The 17569-nt window shown below is 74.2% G+C and carries 17 protein-coding genes and 1 riboswitch; of the genes, 8 read left to right on the forward strand and 9 right to left on the reverse strand.

Features of this window, described 5'->3' with window-relative positions:
- Positions 1-142 precede the first annotated feature (142 nt).
- Entirely contained in the window at positions 143-1231 is a 1089-nt protein-coding gene (locus ACZ3TI_RS12575; RefSeq protein WP_465726184.1) for a PP2C family protein-serine/threonine phosphatase, read from the reverse strand.
- A gap of 205 nt (positions 1232-1436) precedes the next feature.
- Here ACZ3TI_RS12575 and ACZ3TI_RS12580 point away from each other — a divergent pair, with 205 nt between their 5' ends.
- From ACZ3TI_RS12580 to ACZ3TI_RS12590, 3 genes are all read left to right on the forward strand, one after another.
- Positions 1437-2420, forward strand: a complete 984-nt coding sequence (locus tag ACZ3TI_RS12580; RefSeq protein ID WP_465726185.1) for an RluA family pseudouridine synthase — start codon at positions 1437-1439, stop codon at positions 2418-2420.
- A 90-nt stretch (positions 2421-2510) separates the two neighbouring features.
- Positions 2511-3284: an SDR family NAD(P)-dependent oxidoreductase gene (locus ACZ3TI_RS12585; protein WP_465726186.1), complete on the forward strand. Its 774-nt coding sequence runs from the start codon at positions 2511-2513 to the stop codon at positions 3282-3284.
- On the forward strand, positions 3281-4369 hold the full coding sequence (locus ACZ3TI_RS12590; protein WP_465726187.1) for an S-adenosylmethionine:tRNA ribosyltransferase-isomerase: 1089 nt from the start codon (positions 3281-3283) through the stop codon (positions 4367-4369). The genes ACZ3TI_RS12585 and ACZ3TI_RS12590 overlap by 4 nt, the downstream gene beginning before the upstream one ends.
- A 20-nt stretch (positions 4370-4389) precedes the next feature.
- Here the strand turns inward: ACZ3TI_RS12590 and ACZ3TI_RS12595 are convergent, their stop codons facing one another.
- The 3 genes from ACZ3TI_RS12595 to ACZ3TI_RS12605 all read right to left on the reverse strand — a co-directional run bounded on the left by ACZ3TI_RS12595 (position 4390) and on the right by ACZ3TI_RS12605 (position 9159).
- On the reverse strand, positions 4390-4794 hold the full coding sequence (locus tag ACZ3TI_RS12595) for a nuclear transport factor 2 family protein (protein ID WP_465726188.1): 405 nt from the start codon (positions 4792-4794) through the stop codon (positions 4390-4392).
- 112 nt (positions 4795-4906) lie between these two features.
- On the reverse strand, positions 4907-8590 hold the full coding sequence (locus ACZ3TI_RS12600; RefSeq protein ID WP_465726189.1) for a SpoIIE family protein phosphatase: 3684 nt from the start codon (positions 8588-8590) through the stop codon (positions 4907-4909).
- An 80-nt stretch (positions 8591-8670) separates the two neighbouring features.
- A complete protein-coding gene (locus tag ACZ3TI_RS12605; protein WP_465726190.1) occupies positions 8671-9159 on the reverse strand; it encodes an Imm21 family immunity protein in 489 nt (162 codons plus the stop codon).
- Between the two features lie 379 nt (positions 9160-9538).
- Between ACZ3TI_RS12605 and ACZ3TI_RS12610 the strand changes: the two genes are divergently transcribed.
- Positions 9539-9793 carry a hypothetical protein gene (locus ACZ3TI_RS12610; RefSeq protein ID WP_465726191.1) on the forward strand — a complete coding sequence of 85 codons (255 nt, stop codon included), beginning with the start codon at positions 9539-9541 and terminating at the stop codon, positions 9791-9793.
- A gap of 65 nt (positions 9794-9858) precedes the next feature.
- Here ACZ3TI_RS12610 and ACZ3TI_RS12615 read toward each other — a convergent pair whose 3' ends face one another.
- The 4 genes from ACZ3TI_RS12615 to ACZ3TI_RS12630 all read right to left on the reverse strand — a co-directional run bounded on the left by ACZ3TI_RS12615 (position 9859) and on the right by ACZ3TI_RS12630 (position 13503).
- Entirely contained in the window at positions 9859-10581 is a 723-nt protein-coding gene (locus ACZ3TI_RS12615) for a hypothetical protein (protein ID WP_465726192.1), read from the reverse strand.
- A gap of 416 nt (positions 10582-10997) precedes the next feature.
- Positions 10998-12062: a serine hydrolase domain-containing protein gene (locus ACZ3TI_RS12620; protein WP_465726193.1), complete on the reverse strand. Its 1065-nt coding sequence runs from the start codon at positions 12060-12062 to the stop codon at positions 10998-11000.
- 142 nt (positions 12063-12204) lie between these two features.
- On the reverse strand, positions 12205-12618 hold the full coding sequence (locus ACZ3TI_RS12625) for an HIT family protein (protein ID WP_465726194.1): 414 nt from the start codon (positions 12616-12618) through the stop codon (positions 12205-12207).
- 189 nt (positions 12619-12807) lie between these two features.
- Entirely contained in the window at positions 12808-13503 is a 696-nt protein-coding gene (locus ACZ3TI_RS12630; protein WP_465726195.1) for an MSMEG_1061 family FMN-dependent PPOX-type flavoprotein, read from the reverse strand.
- A gap of 168 nt (positions 13504-13671) precedes the next feature.
- On the opposite strand from ACZ3TI_RS12630, the gene ACZ3TI_RS12635 reads away from it, so the two are divergent.
- The gene (locus ACZ3TI_RS12635) at positions 13672-13992 is read left to right on the forward strand and encodes an antibiotic biosynthesis monooxygenase family protein (RefSeq protein WP_465726196.1); all 321 of its coding nucleotides are present in this window, start codon (positions 13672-13674) and stop codon (positions 13990-13992) included.
- 88 nt (positions 13993-14080) lie between these two features.
- On the opposite strand, the gene ACZ3TI_RS12640 is transcribed toward ACZ3TI_RS12635, so the two are convergent.
- The gene (locus ACZ3TI_RS12640) at positions 14081-14329 is read right to left on the reverse strand and encodes an SCO4226 family nickel-binding protein (RefSeq protein WP_465726197.1); all 249 of its coding nucleotides are present in this window, start codon (positions 14327-14329) and stop codon (positions 14081-14083) included.
- Between the two features lie 161 nt (positions 14330-14490).
- Positions 14491-14618: riboswitch (FMN riboswitch) on the forward strand.
- Positions 14619-14859: 241 nt separating this feature from the next.
- On the opposite strand from ACZ3TI_RS12640, the gene ACZ3TI_RS12645 reads away from it, so the two are divergent.
- From ACZ3TI_RS12645 to ACZ3TI_RS12655, 3 genes are read left to right on the forward strand one after another with little or no spacing between them, the layout of a single operon-like run.
- A complete protein-coding gene (locus ACZ3TI_RS12645; protein WP_465726198.1) occupies positions 14860-15615 on the forward strand; it encodes a riboflavin synthase in 756 nt (251 codons plus the stop codon).
- On the forward strand, positions 15612-16259 hold the full coding sequence (locus tag ACZ3TI_RS12650; protein ID WP_465726199.1) for a nicotinamide mononucleotide transporter family protein: 648 nt from the start codon (positions 15612-15614) through the stop codon (positions 16257-16259). Before ACZ3TI_RS12645 ends, ACZ3TI_RS12650 begins: the two co-directional genes overlap by 4 nt.
- Positions 16256-17542 carry a bifunctional 3,4-dihydroxy-2-butanone-4-phosphate synthase/GTP cyclohydrolase II gene (locus ACZ3TI_RS12655; protein ID WP_465726200.1) on the forward strand — a complete coding sequence of 429 codons (1287 nt, stop codon included), beginning with the start codon at positions 16256-16258 and terminating at the stop codon, positions 17540-17542. The genes ACZ3TI_RS12650 and ACZ3TI_RS12655 overlap by 4 nt, the downstream gene beginning before the upstream one ends.
- The last annotated feature ends 27 nt before the right edge of the window (positions 17543-17569 follow it).

Consider the following 17569-nt stretch of genomic DNA (forward strand, 5'->3'; position numbering starts at 1 on the left):
CGTAGACCGCCGACAGCCGGTCGTGCTCCGTCGGCCGGCTCCCGGTCGACCGCGAACCGACCGTGAACCGACCGCGAACCGAGCGTTGCACACGGCACTGACAATCGCGCCCGAGCCCCCGCATGGCAGTCCGCCCGCCCCGTCACGGCTCCCAGCGCACCGCCAGCACCGCCGCGTCGTCCGCCAGCCCGGCGTCCCCGACCCAGCCGCCGACGTCCGCCAGCAGCGCGTCCAGCAGGTCCGCCGGACTCCCGCCGTGCAGCCCGGGCAGCCGCTCCGCCAGCGGGTAGAACCGGCCCCCGGCGTCCCGGGCCTCCGACACGCCGTCGGTGTGCAGGAGCAGCAGGTCGCCCGGCTCCGGGTCGAACCGCCGTGCGGGGTACTCGTCGCCGGTGAGCCCGAGCAGCCCCAGCGGCGGCGCCGGGAACGGGGGCTCCAACTCGCTCACCCGGCCCGCCCGGCGCAGCAGCGGCGGCGGGTGGCCGCAGTTCACCACCCGCACCGGGCCCCGGTCCGGCGCCACGTCCAGCAGCACGGCGGTGGCGAAGCGGTCGCTGTCCGGCCGGGCGGTGAGCGCCGCGTCCAGCCGTTGCGCCAGGCGCCCGGGATCGGGTTCGGTCCGCGCCGCCTCCCGGAACACCCCGAGGACGTCCGCCGCCGTCTCCACTGCGGGGAGCCCGTGCCCCTGGACGTCCGCGAGCAGGATCCGCACCCCGAACCGGGTCTCGACCACGGCGTACAGGTCCCCGCCGATCCGCGCCTCGGCCGCCGCCGCGACGTAGCGCACCGCCACCCGCAGCGGCCCGATCCGCTCGGGCGGCGGCCGCAGCAGGGCCCGCTGCGCCGCCTCGGCCACCGTCCGGACCTGGAACAGTTCCCGTTCGCGCGCCGCCACCAGGACGACGCTGGCGGCGCTGGCCAGCGTCGAGGCCAGCACCGTGACCGGCACGCTGATCCGCACCGAGACCGGCAATTGTGCGTTGGCCGACTCCAGCAACCCGACCGCGAGCAGCGCCGCCGTGCCGACCAGCAGCGGCACCCGGGCCTGCCGGGTGGTCGCCCCGGCGAGGACGGGGGCCACCGCGAGCAGCGGCGCCAGCGTCGTCCCGGGGCCGAGGGCGAGGGCGGCCACCACGGCGGCGACCAGCAGCAGGAGCGCGCCGTACAGCAGGGTCCGGGTCCGTCGGGGCAGGTGCAGCGGCGGCACCCCGTCCGGGCCGTCGGCGGTCACGCGTCCTCCAGTGCTGTGCCGGACGGTCCGAGCGGTTCCGGCAGATGATCGACAGCGGTTCGGTGGCCCCCGTCGGAGCGGGAGCCACCGGTCCACTCTCCCCGCCCCGCCCCGGGTCAGCACCTCGGGCCGACGCCCCGCCGTGCTCCCGGGCGGCACCTCGCCCGCGGGTCCGGCGGGGGCGCGCACTACGCTGGGCCGGGAGATGAGACGCAAGAGCCGCCGCCCGGCCTCCCCCCTCCCGCAGCGCCACGGCGTGGACCCGGTGTACCTGCGGCTGCCCCTCGAAGGCCCCTGGCCGACCTTGCGGGACCACCTGGTCGAACGGCTGCGTGCCGTCGCCGTCGAGCGGATCGACGCTGCGCTGCGCGACGGCGAGATCGTCGGCGAACAGGGACCGGTCGGCCCGGGCGAACCGTTCCGCCCCGGCACGCACCTGTGGTTCTACCGGGACCTCCCGGAGGAGGTGCGGGTCCCGTTCGAGCTGGTCGTGCTGCACCGCGACGAGCACCTGGTGGTCGTCGACAAGCCGCACTTCCTGGCCACCACCCCGCGCGGCAGGCACGTCACCGAGACCGCGCTCTCCCGGCTGCGGCACACCCTCGACCTGCCCGTGCTCAGCCCCGCCCACCGTCTGGACCGGCTCACCGCGGGCCTCGCCATGTTCGTCGTGCGTCCCGAGGACCGCGGCGCCTACCAGACGCTGTTCCGCGACCGCCTGGTGCGCAAGGAGTACCAGGCGATCGCCCCGTACGACCCGGAGCTGAGCCTGCCGCGCACCGTGCGCAGCCACATCGTCAAGGAGCGCGGGGTGATCGCCGCGCAGGAGATCGACGCGCCGCCGAACAGCGAGAGCCGGATCGACCTGCTGGAGCGCCGCGACGGCCTCGGCCGCTACCGGCTGCGCCCGCTCAGCGGACGCACCCACCAGCTGCGGCTGCACATGAGCGGCCTCGGACTGCCGATCCTGGGCGACCCGGTGTACCCGGTGGTGCTGCCCGAACCGGACCCGGACGACTTCCGCCGCCCCCTGCAACTGCTCGCCTCCACGGTCGAGTTCACCGACCCGCTGACCGGCCGCGAACGCCGCTTCGAGAGCCGCCGCACCCTCGCCGCCTGGACCGACCCGCAGACGTGGGCAGCGGGCCCGGTCGGCGAGTCCCGAGGTGAGTCCCGAGGCGAGTCCTAGGTCAGCCCGCCGGTCTAGGTCCAACGTCCGACCAAGTCCCGGTCCCGGCGGCCGATCCGGCGCCCGCCCCGGCGGCGCGATGGTTACGGCATGAACGCCGCACCGCACACCGAAGCACCGCACACCGCCCCCGTCGCCCTGGTCACCGGCGCCTCCCGGGGCCTCGGCCTCGCCCTCGCGCACGCCCTCGCCGCCGACGGCTGGCAGCTGGTGATCACCGCCCGGGGCGAAGCCGAACTCGCCGTAGCCGAGGCCGACCTGGCCGCCGTCACCAAGGTCGTCGCCCTGCCCGGCAGCATCGTCGACGACGACCACCGGGCCCGCCTGGCCGAGGCCGCCGAGCAGCTCGGCGGCGCGAGCCTGCTGGTCAACAACGCCGGCACGCTCAACGGCGCCCCCGCCCGCGGATCCGAGCCGCTGCCCCGGCTGGCCGACTTCCCGCTGCCGGACCTGCTGGAGACCTTCGAGGTCAACGCGCTCGCCCCGATCGCCCTCACCCAGCTCGTCCTGCCCCAGCTGCGCGGCCACGCCGGCGCGGTCCTCAACATCAGCTCCGACGCCGCTGTGGTGCCCTACCTCGGCTGGGGCGGCTACGGCGCCAGCAAGGCCGCGCTCGACCTCGCCACCGCCGTACTCGCCCGGGAGGAACCGGAGTTGCTGGTCTGGGCGGTCGACCCGGGCAGCATGCAGACCCGGATGCTCCAGGAGGCCGAGCCCGGCGAGGACATCTCCGGCGAGGCGCTGCCCGAGGAGGTGGCGCCGGTCCTGCTCGGACTGCTCCGCGACCGCACCCCGTCCGGCCGCTACCGGGCCGAGGACCTGGCCGCGCAGGCTGCTCCGGCCGCGGACCGGGGTGGGCGATGACCGCACTCACCGAACTCGCCGGCCTCGGCCCCGGCCTCGGTCCCGACTTCACCGTCCCGCCCGAACTCTCCGCCCGGGCACCGGCGGAGGCGCGCGGCACGGCCCGGGACGGCGTGCGGATGCTGGTCGGCCGGCGCACCACCGGTGCGGTCGAGCACCGCCGCTTCACCGAGCTGCCCGAGGTGCTGCGCCCGGGGGACCTGCTGGTGGTCAACAACTCGGCCACCCTCCCCGCCGCCCTGCCCGGTCGGCTGCCCGACGGTACGCCCGTCGCGCTGCACCTCTCCTCCGCCCAGCCGGACCGACACGGCACCCACCTGGTCGAGTTGCGCCGCGCGGTGGCGGGCGAGGCGGCGGCGTACTACCCGCCGCCGGAGTCCCCGGCCCGCGTCGGCCTGCGCGTCGCCCTGCCCTCGGGTGGTGCGGCGGTGCTGACCCGGCCGTTCACCGCCCGCCTCTGGTACGCCGAACTCGCCCTCCCCAACCCGCTGTTGCCGTACCTGGCGGTGCACGGCCGGGCGATCCGCTACGGCTACGTGGACCGCGAGTGGCCCATCGAGGCCTACCAGACCGTTTTCGCGACCGTTCCCGGCAGCAGCGAAATGCCCAGCGCGGCCCGCCCGTTCAGCGCCGAGGTGGTGGCCCGGCTGGCCGGTCGGGGCGTGCTCCTCGCGCCGATCACCCTGCACACCGGGGTGGCCTCGCCCGAGGCGCACGAGGCGCCCTACGCCGAACGCTTCCACGTCCCCACCGCCACCGCCCGGCTGGCCGGCCACGTCCGGGCCGGCGGCGGCCGGGTGATCGCCGTCGGCACCACCGTGGTCCGCGCCCTGGAGTCCGCCGCCGCCCCCGACGGCACCCTTCAGGAGGCCGATGGTTGGACGGAGTTGGTCATCACCCCGGAGCGCGGCGTCCGCGCCGTCGACGGCCTCCTCACCGGCTGGCACGAACCGCGCGCCTCCCACCTCCTGATGCTCGCAGCCGTCGCCGGCCTCCCGCTCCTCGCCGACTGCTACCGCGCCGCCGTCCGACAGCGCTACCTGTGGCACGAGTTCGGTGACGTCAACCTCCTCCTGCCGGACTGAGCGCGGCCCGTGCCCGCCGGTCAGGCCAGCAGGGTGCGGGCGACGTGGTCGGTGTCGAGGTACTCGCGGACGGCGGTGATGCGGCCGTCCTCGACGGTGAAGACGCCCAGGCAGTGGTTCTCGTACCGTTCGCCGTTGGCGGCCTTGCCGACGGTGGTCCACTCGGCGACGGCCTGGGGGCCGTCGGCGAGGACGCGGGTGAGGGTGATGGCGGGCAGGCCGTCGGGGGCGAAGAGGGTGCCGATCTGGCCCAGGAAGTCGCCGAAGATCTCCCGCCTGCCCCGCCAGGTACGGGAGAGGGAGAGGTAGCCGGGGTAGTCCCAGGTGGCGTCCTCGGCGAACAGGGCGATCGCGGCCTCGAGTTCGCCAGCCGCGATCAGGGTGACGTAGTCGGTGACGACGGTGCGGGCGTCGGGGTGCTGCACGGTGGCTCCTCTGGTTCTTCCGGTCGGGGCTGTCCCGCCATGGCACCAGGTAACCGCCGGGGCGGGCCGTCGAGCCAACAACCGCGGCGGCGGCGCGACAACCGTCCGTTGTTCATGCAGCCCGGGAGGCCCCCGGGGGCAGCTCCAGCTCGAACCAGACCACCTTGCCGTCCGCGGTGCGGCGGCTGCCCCAGCGATGCGCGAGCTCGTTGACCAGGTGGATGCCCCGGCCGCCCTCGTCCTCGGTGCGGGCGCGGCGGATCCGGGGCGCCGCGGCCTCCTGGTCGGCGACCTCGACGGTGAGCACCCGGTTGCAGAACAGCCGAAGCTGGGTGGGGGATCCGGCGTGGACCAGGGCGTTGGTGATCAGCTCGCTGGTGAGCAGTTCGGCCCAGTCGGCCAGCGCGTCGAGTTCCCAGGCGTGCAGTGTCTCGCGGGTGAAGCGGCGCGAGTGCGCGACCATCGCGTGGTCGCCGGTGAGCGGCAGGGTGGCGATCCGGTCCGCGCCGTGCGGGCGGACCTGCGCCATGATGACGGCGATGTCGTCCTCGCTGGTGCGGCCGGTGAGCCGGGTCAGGACGGCGTCGCAGGTCTGCTCCAGCGAGTGGCGCCGGTCGGCGACCGTCCGGCAGAGCAGCCGCAGTCCTTCGTCCAGGTCGCGGCCGCGGCGCTCGACCAGTCCGTCGGTGTAGAGGGTCAGGATGCCCTCCGGGGGGAGGGTGAACTCCGCGCTCTCGAACGGGACTCCGCCGACGCCGAGCGGGGCGCCGGTCGGCAGTTCGACCAGGTGTGCCCGCCCCTCGGTGTCCGCGACGACGGGCGGCAGGTGCCCGGCGCTGGCCGCGGTGCAGTGGCTGTCGATCGGGTCGTACACCACGCAGACGCAGGTGGCGAACTGGCCCTCGCCGACCGCCGTGGTGGCTTCGTCCAGCCGGTGCAGCACCCGCGCCGGATCGAGGTCGAGGGTGATCAACGTACGGGCCGCCGTGCGGAGTTGGCCCATGGTCGCGGCGGCCCGGATGCCGTGGCCCATGACGTCCCCGACGATCAGGGCGACCCGCCCGGAGGAGAGCGGCACCACGTCGAACCAGTCCCCGCCGACCTCGCTGACCACGCTGCTGGGCAGGTAGCGGTAGGCGATCTCCAGACCGAGGGTGCGGTGCACCTCCTGCGGCAGCAGGCTGCGCTGCAGCATGAGCGCGGTGTCCCGCTCGCGGCGGTAGAGCCGCCCGTTGTCGATCGCGAGCGCGGTGCGGGCGGCCAGCTCCTCGGCGAGCGAGCGGTCCGCCGGGCCGAACGGCATCGGATTGTGGGTGCGGACGAACTCCGCGCCGCCCAGCACGTGTCCGCGCGCCATCAGCGGCACCATCAGGTAGGAGTGCACCCCGGCGTCCAGCCCCGGCTGAACCCGGTCGGGGGAGGCGACGATGCGGCGCAGCTCCTCCTCGTTCACCTCGGACACCAGGATCGAGCGCCGGGTGCGCAGGCTCTGCGCGTACAGCTGGGCGGACTGCGAGGTCTCGCCCACCTGGTCGGCGGCCCCCGTCATGGTGCCGTCCGGGGCGGCCTCGCCGACCGCCACCGCCCGCATCAGCACCCGTCCCTCCGCCGGGACGGCCCCGGGCTCCTCACCGCTGAGCACCGCGTCGCGCAGGTCCACGGTGACGAAGTCGGCGAAGCGCGGGATCACCACCTCCACCAGCTCCTGGGCGGTGCGGTGCAGATCGAGCGTGGTGCCGATCCGGTTGCTGGCCTCGTTGAGCAGCGACAGCCGCTGCTGGGCGGCCCAGGCCTCGTCCAGCGCCCGCTGCCGGGCGGCGGCCGCGTCGCGCTCCCGGGTGAACAGCAGCGCGTTGTCGATCGAGACGGCGGCCCGCACCGCCAACTCCCCGGCCAGCGCCACGTCGTCGTCCTCGTAGGGGCGTTCGACGAGCGTCCGGTAGAAGCCCGCGACGCCGACCGGGGTGCCGCGCGCGATCAGCGGCACCACCATGAAGGAGCGCACGTTCTGCTCCCGTATGGCGGCGGTGCGCACCGGGTCGTCGGCGAACCAGGCCATCCCCTGCTCGTCCATCCGCGGCACCAGCACCGGCTTGCGGTGCGCCAGGCTCCACGCGTACGGCGAACCGGGCTGGAAGCGGTGCACGTTGCCGATGCGGGCGATCGGCGTCAGGGTCGAGCCGTGCACGGAGTGGAAGGCCATCCGCCGCAGCAAGGCCGAGCCGTCGGCGGGCGCACGGGCCTCGCGCTCGCCGCGGACCAGCTCCTCCAGCACCTCCACCACCACGGTGTCGGCCAGCCGGGGCGTCGCCACCTCGGCCAACTCCTGGGCGGTCTGGGCGAGATCGAGCGTGGTGCCGATCCGGGTGGAGGCCACGTTGACCAGCGCGAGGCGTTCCTGCGCGGCCTTCGCCTCGCGCAGCGCCTGCTGGCGGGCCAGGACGGTCTGGTGCTGGCGCAGGTACAGCCGGGCGTTGTCGATCGCGACGGCGGCCCGCGCGGCCAGCTCGTCGCCGAGCGTGATGTCGGCTTCCGCGAAGGACTCGCGCTCGCCGCGCCGCGAGTACACCACCATGCCGAGCGTGGTGCCGCGCGCCACCAGCGGGGTGATCCGCACCGAGCGCGGCCGGTCGCCGAGGTAGGCCTGGCGGCGGCTCTCGTTGATGCCCGCGCTCAGCAGCGGCAGCTCCCAGGACGGGATGACCACCGTCCGCCCGGTGTTCAGCGCGCGGGCGTACGGGGAGTCCGGCGGCAGCTCGTACACGGTGTCCACCGGCAGCGCCTCGGAGGGGTAGAGCGGGTCGGCGGTGGCGAGCGCCAGGCGGCGCACCAACTGCGGCTCGTCCGGGGCCGGCGGCTCGACGTTGCGGCCCGCGACCAGCGCCTCCAGCGCGAACACCCCGCTGATGTCGGCGACCCGGGGCACCATCGTGTCGGCCAGCTCCCGGGCGGTCTGCCGCAGGTCGAGCGTGGTGCCGATGGAGGCGGTCGCGTCGACCAGCAGGGCCAGCCGCTCCTGGGCGCGGGCGGCCCGGGTCTCGGCCCGGAACCGCTCGGTGATGTCGACGACCGTCGCGCTCACCCCGAGCACCCGGCCGCTGCGGTCCTCCAGCCGGAAGTAGGAGGCGGACCAGGCGTGGTCGTGCTGCGGGTCGCCCGGGGTGCGGCCGTGCGAGCGGGTGTCCACCACGGGCTCGCCGCCCTCCAGGACCCGGCGCATCACCGCCTCGGACTCGGCGCCGTTGATCCCGGGCAGCACCTCGGTGATCCGGTGCCCCAGGTGATGCTCGGCGGTCAGTCCGTTGGCCCGGGCCAGCGCCTCGTTCAGCCGGACGTAGCGCAGCTCGGTGTCGAACACCGCCATGCCCACCGGGGACTGGGTGAAGAAGCCGTCCAGGACGGCGAGGTCCGCCTGGAGCCGGCGCAGCGTGGTCACCTCGGAGGCGACGGCCAGCACCAGTGGTTCACCGCCGGGCCCGCGGATCGGGTGGGTGCGGAACTCCAGGTTCACCAGGTGCCCGTCGCGGTGGCGCACCGGGAACACGCCGGCCCAGGTCCGGCCCTCGAGGATCTGCCGGAACAGCTGGAGCACCTCGGGACGCTTCTCGTCGGTGGTCAGCAGCTTGGCCGCCTTCGCCCCGATCGCGTCTTCCGCACGGTGACCGAGCAGTGCCTCCGCGTCGCTGCTCCAGTGCAGGATCCGCCCGTCGGCCGCGATCAGCGCCGTCGCGATCGGCACCGTCAGCAGGGCGTCCTGCTGCGGCTCCCCCTCACGCTGTGCGTTGTGGTTCACCATGGCCAGAGAACCGTCCCAGAACCGTCCGGAGATCGTTCCCACCAGCCCTGCCATCTTCGCACGCGGCCCCGGGCGGCCGCTCACCGTGGCAGCAGGCGCTCCAGGTGGAACTCCGCCCACCGGTCGGGTTCGGGCTTCAGCGACTGGACCAGGTAGCGCCCGGGCGGCACCTCGACGGTCAGGTACTCGCCGCGTTCGAGGGCGGTCTCGCCGTCGTGGAACACGTCCGTGAGCAGGTACCGCCCGGCGGTCAGCTCGAGGACCGGCCCGTCCTCCCAGACCCCCGACCGCAGCGCCTCGCGTACCAGCGGCCGGACGTCGTTCGAGCAGTCGAAGTGGAGCGGTCGGACGAACACCCGCTCCTCGGCGAGCCACCCGACCAGCAGCGGCTCGCCGCCCAGCACCAGCGTGTCGCCGTGCCCGGGCACCGGGTAGGCGGCCGCGTAGTCCGCGGCGACCTCCAACAAGGCCTCCTCGCAGCCCGTCCACCCCTCGACGGCCCCCTCGGGGCACAGCACGAACAGCCCTGAGTCGGTCCCGTCCAGCCAGCCCTGCTCCACGGTGATCATGTGGGAATCCTCGCACGTCAGGGGGGAGCGGTCGCCGTGGCGGGTGCCGCGCGATGCGCAGGAAGTCGGCCGGGCCGACTTCCCGCGCAGCACCCTCGTCACCGTACGGCCGCACCCTCGTGACCGTACGGCCGCGGCCTCCCGCGACGGCTGTGCCGCCTCCGCCTCCGCCTCCGTGCGGGCTTCGACGGCGCGGGCGGCGAGGGGGCCGAGATGCCGACCAGGGTGCCGGTGAGTATCCAGGTACGGCCGGAGGCGCCCAGGTGGGCGGCCTGGGCGGTGGCGGCGAGGGAGGCGGTGGGGGCGGTGTAGGCCCCCGCTGCGCCACGGTTACCTGCTGACCGAAGCCGGACTCGAACTCTGGGGACCGCTCTACCAGTTGAGCCGTTGGGGCAGTCGGCATGCCACCGAGGGCGGCCCGTACCACCTCTTCGCGCACGTCGCCTGCGGCACCGACCTCGACCTCGCTGGCGCCTGCCCCGCCTGCGGCGGCGCGCCCGTCCCGCCGGGTGAGGTTGTCATTCGCCCCAACTCCGCCCGCGCCGACATGCGCCGCGAGGACCCGGTCTCCCGAGCGCTGGTCCGCCCGCACCTGCTGCTCGAACCGATCGCCTCGGCGGCCGTGCCCGCCTGACCGGCCGTGCCCGCCTGACCGAGCGGCTTCACGCAGCCGAGGTGGCCGCGCTCGTCGGCCTCCCGTCAGGAGCGCAACCGCGCCTCAGGGGCCGCCGCAGCCGCCCGGAGCTCCTCCAGGAAGTCCGCCGCCGCGCGGGCGTTGGGCACCGGGAGGGTGAGCGGCAGTCCGGCCGAGCGCGTCCGGACCTCCAGCTCCCCGAGGTCCGACGTCCGGACCGACTCCACCTCCGCCCACCGGTAGGCCTCCGTCGTCGCGAGCGGGTGCGGCGGCCGGTGCACCAGCCCGCCGGCTGTCACCGTCAGCCGACCGCGTGCGAACCGGACGCTGCCCTCGGTGCGCAGCGTCTCGTGCAGGGTGGCCCGGTGCCCGGGGGAGAGGCGCTCCTCCAGCTCCCGGAACAGCCCGCCGAGCCCGCGCAGATGCGCCAGCACCACCGGCTCCTCCACGCCGGCCAGCCATATTCGCCCCTGCTCGTGCTCCCCGCACCGACCGCCGGGGGCGTACTCGGTGGCCTCGACCGCACCCCACGGCAGCGGGCGCTCCCCGCCGTCCGCCGCGACCAGCACCAGCCCGCCCTCGTGGACCCGTACGGAGCGCAGCCCGGGCACCGGCCGCAGCCACCCGAACGCGCTCGCCATCAGCACCGCGACGGCCCCCGCCATGGGCGCGGGCCACCACTCGCCGAGCGTCACGCAGATCGTCACCGCGGCGACGGCCACGCAGACGTCCACCCACGCCCGCGCCCGCCAGGGCACCGGCCGGAACCACCGGTACACGCGCACCACCGGCCCGAGCCGATCCGCCGGGCCGTGACCGGCCTGACCGACCTCACCGTCCTCACCGACCTCACCGATCGGTCCGGTCGGGCGGACCGACGGTGCCCGCGTCGGCAACCACACCACCGCCACGTCGGCCCCTTTCACTCGGCTTCCACTCGGCGGATCCCTGTCGGAACCGCAGCTACCGGATCAGCATCGACCGCCTGCCACACCCGGCACCAGTGCCAATCGGCACCTTTTGGCCTGAAACGACCCCGCCATCATCACCCCCCACCCGGAACCCACCGCTACCGGGGGTGCCGATGAGCAGGGCGGATGTCCTCCGGGCCCTTGCCAGGCCGGCCCCGCCCGCGCCGACCGCCCCGCCCCGCCGCGCCGACCGGACCGCCCCACCGACCGCCCCGCCCGCGCCGACCGCTCCCTCACCCCGCCGTCGCGAAGTCCTGCTGCAGCCTGCGCAGCAGCGCCGTTCCCGCCGGGTCGGCCGACCGGCGGGTGTTGGCCAGCACCACCACCCCCACCTGCTTCTCCGGGTCGAAGGCCACGAACGAACGGAACCCGCCCGTGCCGCCGTTGTGCCAGATCTGCAGGTGCCCGCCCTGCTGGGTGTGCAGCCGGTGGCCGAGCCAGCCCAGGTGCATCCAGGCGAACGGGTTGACCCGGTGCCTGGTCTCCCGGGTGAGCGTGATCGCGGGCGCCAGCGGCGCGTCCGGCTCGCGTCCGGCGGCCAGCTGGGCCCGCAGGAGTATGACGAGGTCGGCCGCGGTGGACCGGAGCCCGCCCATGCCGGGCAGGGCCGCCAAGTCCCAGTACGGCACCGGCCGTCCGCCCGCCGTGTGCCCGTGCGCGAGCCGCCCGGCCTGCTCCGGGGTCGACCGCAGGTGGGTGTCCACCAGCCCCAGCGGCTCGCAGACCTCGCGCGCCACCAACTCCGCGTACCCGGTGCCGGACCGCTGCGCGAGGGCCAGGCCGAGCAGCCCTGCGCCGAGGTTGGAGTAGCGGAAGCTCGACCCGGGCACGGCCCGCAGCCGCGTCCGGCCGAGGCCGGCCAGCACGTGCTCGGCGGTGCAATGGGCGTACGGGTCCGGGGCGTTGGGCTTGAGCAGCGCGTTCGTGAGCATGCCCCGGGGCAGCCGGGGGAGTCCCGAGGTGTGGGTGGCCAGGTGCCGCAGCGTGATCGGCTGCCCACCCCGGCTCGGGACGGCGGCCCGGCCGCCCCGCGCACCGGCGAGCACCTCGCCGAGCGGCTCGTCCAGTCGCACCGTGCCGTCGAGAGCCAGCCGCGCGAGTACGAGCGAGGTGAACACCTTCGTCACGGAACCGATTTCGAAGACGGTGTGCGGTCCGGGCGCACTGCCGCTCGGACCTGACCGCCCGACACCGCGGATCTCCGTGGCACCGCCGGCCAGCCCGGCGACCACCGCGCCGACGTGCTGTGCCGCGAGTCGGTCGGCCGTCTGCTGCACGACATGCGCGAGTTCGTTCATGTCGTCGAGCCTAGGCGCGCCGATCTGCCGAACCGTCCGCCCCGAAAACGATTTCGGCCGCTCCTGATGCTCCCCCAGGCGTACGCTCGGCTGCGTCCCGCACGGTACTGCTGTGCAGAGGCGGAGTACGGGAGCGCGCGGCTCACCCCGCCAGCGCCGCCCGCAGTCTGGCCGCCACCTCCGCCGCCCCCGCCTCGTCCGGGTACGTGCCCCGCGGCCAGAAGAACCCGCGCAGCCCGTCCTTCGGATTGCGCGGCACCACGTGGACGTGCAGGTGCGGCACCGACTGGCTGATCCGGTTGTTCGCCGCGACGAAGGTTCCCGCCGCGTCCATCCCGTGCTCGACCGCCGCCGCCACCCGCTGCACCCGCAGGAAGAACGGTCCGACCTCGTCCGCCGGGAGGTCCGCCAGGGTCCGGTGGTGGGCGCGCGGCACGACCAGGACGTGTCCGGGGAACAGCGGTCGGCGGTCCAGGAAGGCCACCGCCGCCTCGTCGTCCAGCACCCGGTGCGCGGGCTCCTCGCCCGCCACCACCGCACAGAAGACGCAGTCCATCCGTCCATTCAAGCCACCGGCGGCCGCCCCGGCACCCCGGCGAATCCCGGCGGGCCCCACTTCACCCGGCCGGCCGCCGACCGGGTGCGGACGCCCCGCCGCGGGGCGCACGGGGCTCGGCCGCCGGCCGCACGACCCCCGGCCGCCGGGCCCCGCGCCGCGAACAAGGCCACCACTGGTACGGCGACCTCACTCGTACCGGTAGAGCAGCGACTCCCGCTCGTTCTGCTCGATCATCTCGATCGTCAGCGACTCGTCCCGCAGGTGCGAGAGCGTGATCTCCGCCGAGGTCGGCTGCGCGTCCTTGGCGAGCCAGTTCTCCGGCTTCCACGCGGAGGCGCGCAGCAGGGACTTCGGGCAGTGCGCGTACACCTCCTCCACCGCGACCACGATCGCGCTGCGCGGCGGCTTGCCGACGGCGGTCAGCTGCCGGAGCAGCTCCGGGTCGGTGGAGATGCAGGCCCGCCCGTTGACCCGCAGCGTGGTGTCCCGGCCCGGGACGACGAAGAGCAGCCCGACCCGGCCGTTCTCCAGGATGTTGTGCAGGGTGTCCAAGCGCTTGTTGCCGGTGGCGTCCGGTATGGCCAGGGTGTACTCGTCGAGCACCGAGACCAGTCCGGCCGGACCACCGCGCGGGGAGACGTCGCAGCGCCCGGCGGCGTCGGAGCTGGCGACGAAGACCAGCGGGGAGCAGGCGATCAGGCGCTGGGCGACCTCGTGCAGGTGGTCGACCTGCTTGCGGCGCGCGTGGTCGCCGGGCTGCTCGTAGACCTCGCGCAGCTGGGCGGGATCGGTGAGGGCGCCCGCGCGCAGGGCCTCGAACAGGCTGCTCGGGCGGTCCGGCGCGGGGCTTGACGGAACGGCAGCTTCCGATGTGGTGGTCATACCGGGAATCTAGCCGAGGCCCCTCGACCCCCCGGCGGCCGACAGCTTCGGGACCCCCCTCGGAAGACCGGGGGGAAGACCGGCAGAAGACCGACCGGACCCCTCGCCACCAGCGATTTTCCGCTGATAATGGGGGCCAGGGGATCCAGCCAGCCGGAGGTGGTGGTCGTGATCGTCAGGATCTGGGCCGGACAGGTGGTGGCCGGTCGCATCGAGGAGTTCTGCGATCACCTGACCGCCCAGGTGATCCCGCAGCTGGGGCGGACGGACGGCTGCCTCGGCGGTGAGCTGCTGCGCTCGGTGTCGGAGGACAGCGAGCAGCACCGGGTACTGGTGGTGAGCCGCTGGCGCGACGAGGAGGCCCTGCGCGGGTACGCCGGGCCGATGTGGCGGATCCGGCCGGTCTGGTCGGAGGGCGAGCTGCGCTACCTCGCCCACCCCCCGCAGGTCACCCACTTCCTGCAGATCTCCACGCCCGCCACACTCTGAAACCCGCCACACTCTGAAACGCTCCGGTAGCCCGGGAAACGCCCCTCACGCGGACACCCGAGCCACACGGACACCCGAAAAACGCCCCTCACACCGACAACGGCACCGGGTGGATCTCGTCCGCCGGGTGCCCGGTACGGCTGTGGACCCGCTGCACGGCTTCCTTGGACGGCGCGTCGGAGAGGCAGTACACCGTGCCGGACTCCGGGTCGGCCCACGCCTGCTCGAAGTGGACGCCCTCCTCGCCCTCGACCTTCAGGTCGGCGTTGTGGGCCGCCCTGAGCTGCTCGGCCGTGATCCCGGCCATCCCGTGGTGGACGTCCATGAACTTCGCCATCGCGCTCGCCTCCGTAGCTCCGGTGCGTTGCCGGCAGGACCCCACCTACCAGCCTCGCCCCGCCGCGCATTCCCCGCACGTCCGTGAAACAGGCCACAGCGGAACCCACTCCCTGCCCTTGCGCGGGCCGTGGCAGAATGACGGCAACAGCAGTGACGTTCAGCGCACTCCGGGGTCGGTGAAAATCCGAACCGGCGGTTACAGTCCGCGACCCGTCCGCAGCCAGCGGCCGGTTGACCAGGTGAAATTCCTGGACCGACGGTTAAAGTCCGGATGGGAGGCGTGCGCGGGCGGACGAAGAGCAGTACCCGTGGTCCCTCGGATTTCCCGAACATCCGGCAAGGACCGCGGTCAGGTGAACGACGGAAGACTCGTGTCTCCCGTGTCGGGCGAGCGATCTCCCGGCGGCCTGGGCAACCCCTGCGGGCGATCCCGCGACGGGTGGCGTCCCCGGCTCGCGCACCGTTGCCCGTCCGTGTCATCTCCCATGCCGCCCCGGAGTCCGCGCCCCAAGCGCGAGGAGAACCCGGGTGTTCACCGGCATCATCGAAGAGCTCGGCGAGGTCGTGTCGATCGAGGAGATCGGCGACTCCTCGCGGATCCGCCTGCGCGGCCCGGTGGTCTGTGCGGACGCGGGGCACGGCGACTCCATCGCGGTCAACGGCGTCTGCCTGACCGTTGTCGACAGCCCGGAGGAACTGGTCCGGGGCACCGGTGAGTTCAGCGCCGACGTGATGGCCGAGACGCTGCACCGCTCCAGCCTCGGCGAGCTGAAGCCCGGCTCCCGGGTCAACCTGGAGCGCGCCATGGCGCTCGGCGCCCGGCTCGGCGGCCACCTCGTCCAGGGCCATGTCGACGCCACCGGACGGCTGGTGAGCCGCGAGCCCGGCGAGCGCGACGCGAACGGCGAACTGCGCTGGGAGGTGCTGCGGTTCTCGCTGCCCGACACCATCTCCCGCTACCTGGTGGAGAAGGGCTCGATCACAGTCGACGGCGTCAGCCTCACCGTGGTGGAGGCCGCCCGGGACAGCTTCACCGTCAGCCTCATCCCGGCCACCCTCGCGCTGACCACGCTCGGTGCCAAGGCCGTCGGCGAGAGCGTCAACCTCGAGGTGGACGTGCTCGCCAAGTACGTGGAGCGCCTGCTCGAATCGCGCACCCTGCCGGGCCTGCCGACCCTGCCGGGCCTGTCCGACGCGTCCGCCCCGTCCGACGCGTCCGCCCCGTCCGACGCGTCCGCCCCGTCCGACCTGCCGACCGACGGAACCCCGGGGGAGTCCAAGTGAGCTGGCTCAGTGGAGAGGCGTTCACCGTCCTCGGTGAACACGTGAAGTGGGCCGACATGTTCGGCAACCTGCTCGGTTTCGCCGGCCTCGCGCTCGGCTGGCGCCGCTCGGTCTGGAGCTGGCCGGTCCAGCTGCTGTCCGGCGTGGTGCTGATCACCGCCTACCTCGGGGGCCACGTCCCCGGTCTGATCGGCAAGCAGCTGATCGTGATCGTCACCGCCGCCTGGGGCTGGGCGCAGTGGCGGCGGGGCCGCCGCGACACCGGCACCATCGCCGTACGGTTCGCCAGCTGGCCCGAGCGGGCCGCCCTGGTGGCGGGCACCGCGGCCGGCACGGTCGCGCTGGCGATGCTCTTCGAGTCCTTCCCCAGCCTGTCCTGGAGCCCCTGGTCGGACGCCTACATCTTCGTCGGCACGCTGGCCGCGATGGTCGCCCAGGCCCGCGGCTGGCTGGAGTTCTGGTTCGCCTGGATCGCGGTCGACGTCGTCGGCGTCCCGCTGGCCTTCAACAGCGGCTACTCCTTCTCCGGCCTCACCTACTCCGTCTACTTCGTCCTGGTGCTGCTCGGCCTGCGCTCCTGGTGGCTGAGCACCCGTGAACCGCGCGCCAAGTCCGCCACCGTCCCGCAGGGAGCCACGGCATGACCGAGAACCAGTCCGACAAGGGCACCACCGAGGTCGAGCTCGTCCTCGACCCGGTCGAGCGGGCGATCGCCGACATCGCCCTCGGCCGTGCGGTGGTCGTGGTCGACGACGAGGACCGCGAGAACGAGGGCGACCTCGTCTTCGCCGCCTCCGCGGCCACCCCCGAGCTGATGGCCTTCACCATCCGCTACAGCTCCGGCGTGATCTGCGCCCCGATGACCGGCGAGGAGCTGGACCGCCTCAAGCTCCCGCCGATGACCCAGGTCAACGAGGACCGCAAGGGCACCGCGTACACCGTCTCGGTGGACGCCCGCGAGGGGGTCGACACCGGGATCTCCGCCGCCGACCGCGCCCGCACCGTCCGGCTGCTCTCCTCGCCCGGCACCGAGCCCGGCGACCTCACCCGCCCCGGGCACGTCTTCCCGCTGCGCGCGGTCGAGGGCGGCGTGCTGGTCCGCCCCGGCCACACCGAGGCCGCCGTCGACCTGGCCCGGCTCGCCGGGCTGCCGCCGGCCGGCGCGATCGCCGAGGTGGTCAACGACGACGGCACCATGGCCCGGCTGCCCGAGCTGGTCGCCTTCGCCCGCGAGCACGGCCTCGCGATCATCTCCATCGAGGACCTGATCGCCTACCGCCGCCGCACCGAGCTGCACGTCGACCGGGCCGCCGTCACCGCCCTGCCCACCGTGCACGGCCAGTTCACCGCCGTCGGCTACAAGGGCACCATCGACGGCGTCGAGCACATCGCCCTGGTGGCCTCCGGCGGTCCGGGCGGTGGCCTGGACGCGGACGGACGGCTGCCGGACGGCGAGGACGTCCTGGTGCGGGTCCACTCCGAGTGCCTCACCGGCGACGTCCTCGGCTCGCTGCGCTGCGACTGCGGTCCGCAGCTGGAGGCCTCGCTGCAGCGGGTCGCGGAGGCCGGCCGCGGCGTGGTGCTGTACCTGCGCGGGCACGAGGGGCGGGGGATCGGCCTGGCCCACAAGCTGCGCGCGTACGAGCTGCAGGAGCAGGGGCGCGACACCGTCGACGCCAATCTGGACCTCGGCCTGCCCGCCGACGCCCGTGACTACAGCATCGCGGCGCAGATGCTGGCGGACCTCGGAGTCCGCTCGCTCACCCTGCTCACCAACAACCCGCAGAAGCTGACCGCGCTCACCGAGCACGGTCTCAAGGTCAAGGGGCGTGAGGCGGTCGAGATCGCGCCCGGCGAGCACAACCTGCGCTACCTGCAGACCAAGCGCGACCGGATGGGCCACGACCTGCCCGGCCTCGGCTCCTGAACACGCCCACCACCCGTACGACGAAGA

This window comes from Kitasatospora sp. NPDC023120 (genome assembly GCF_055560835.1).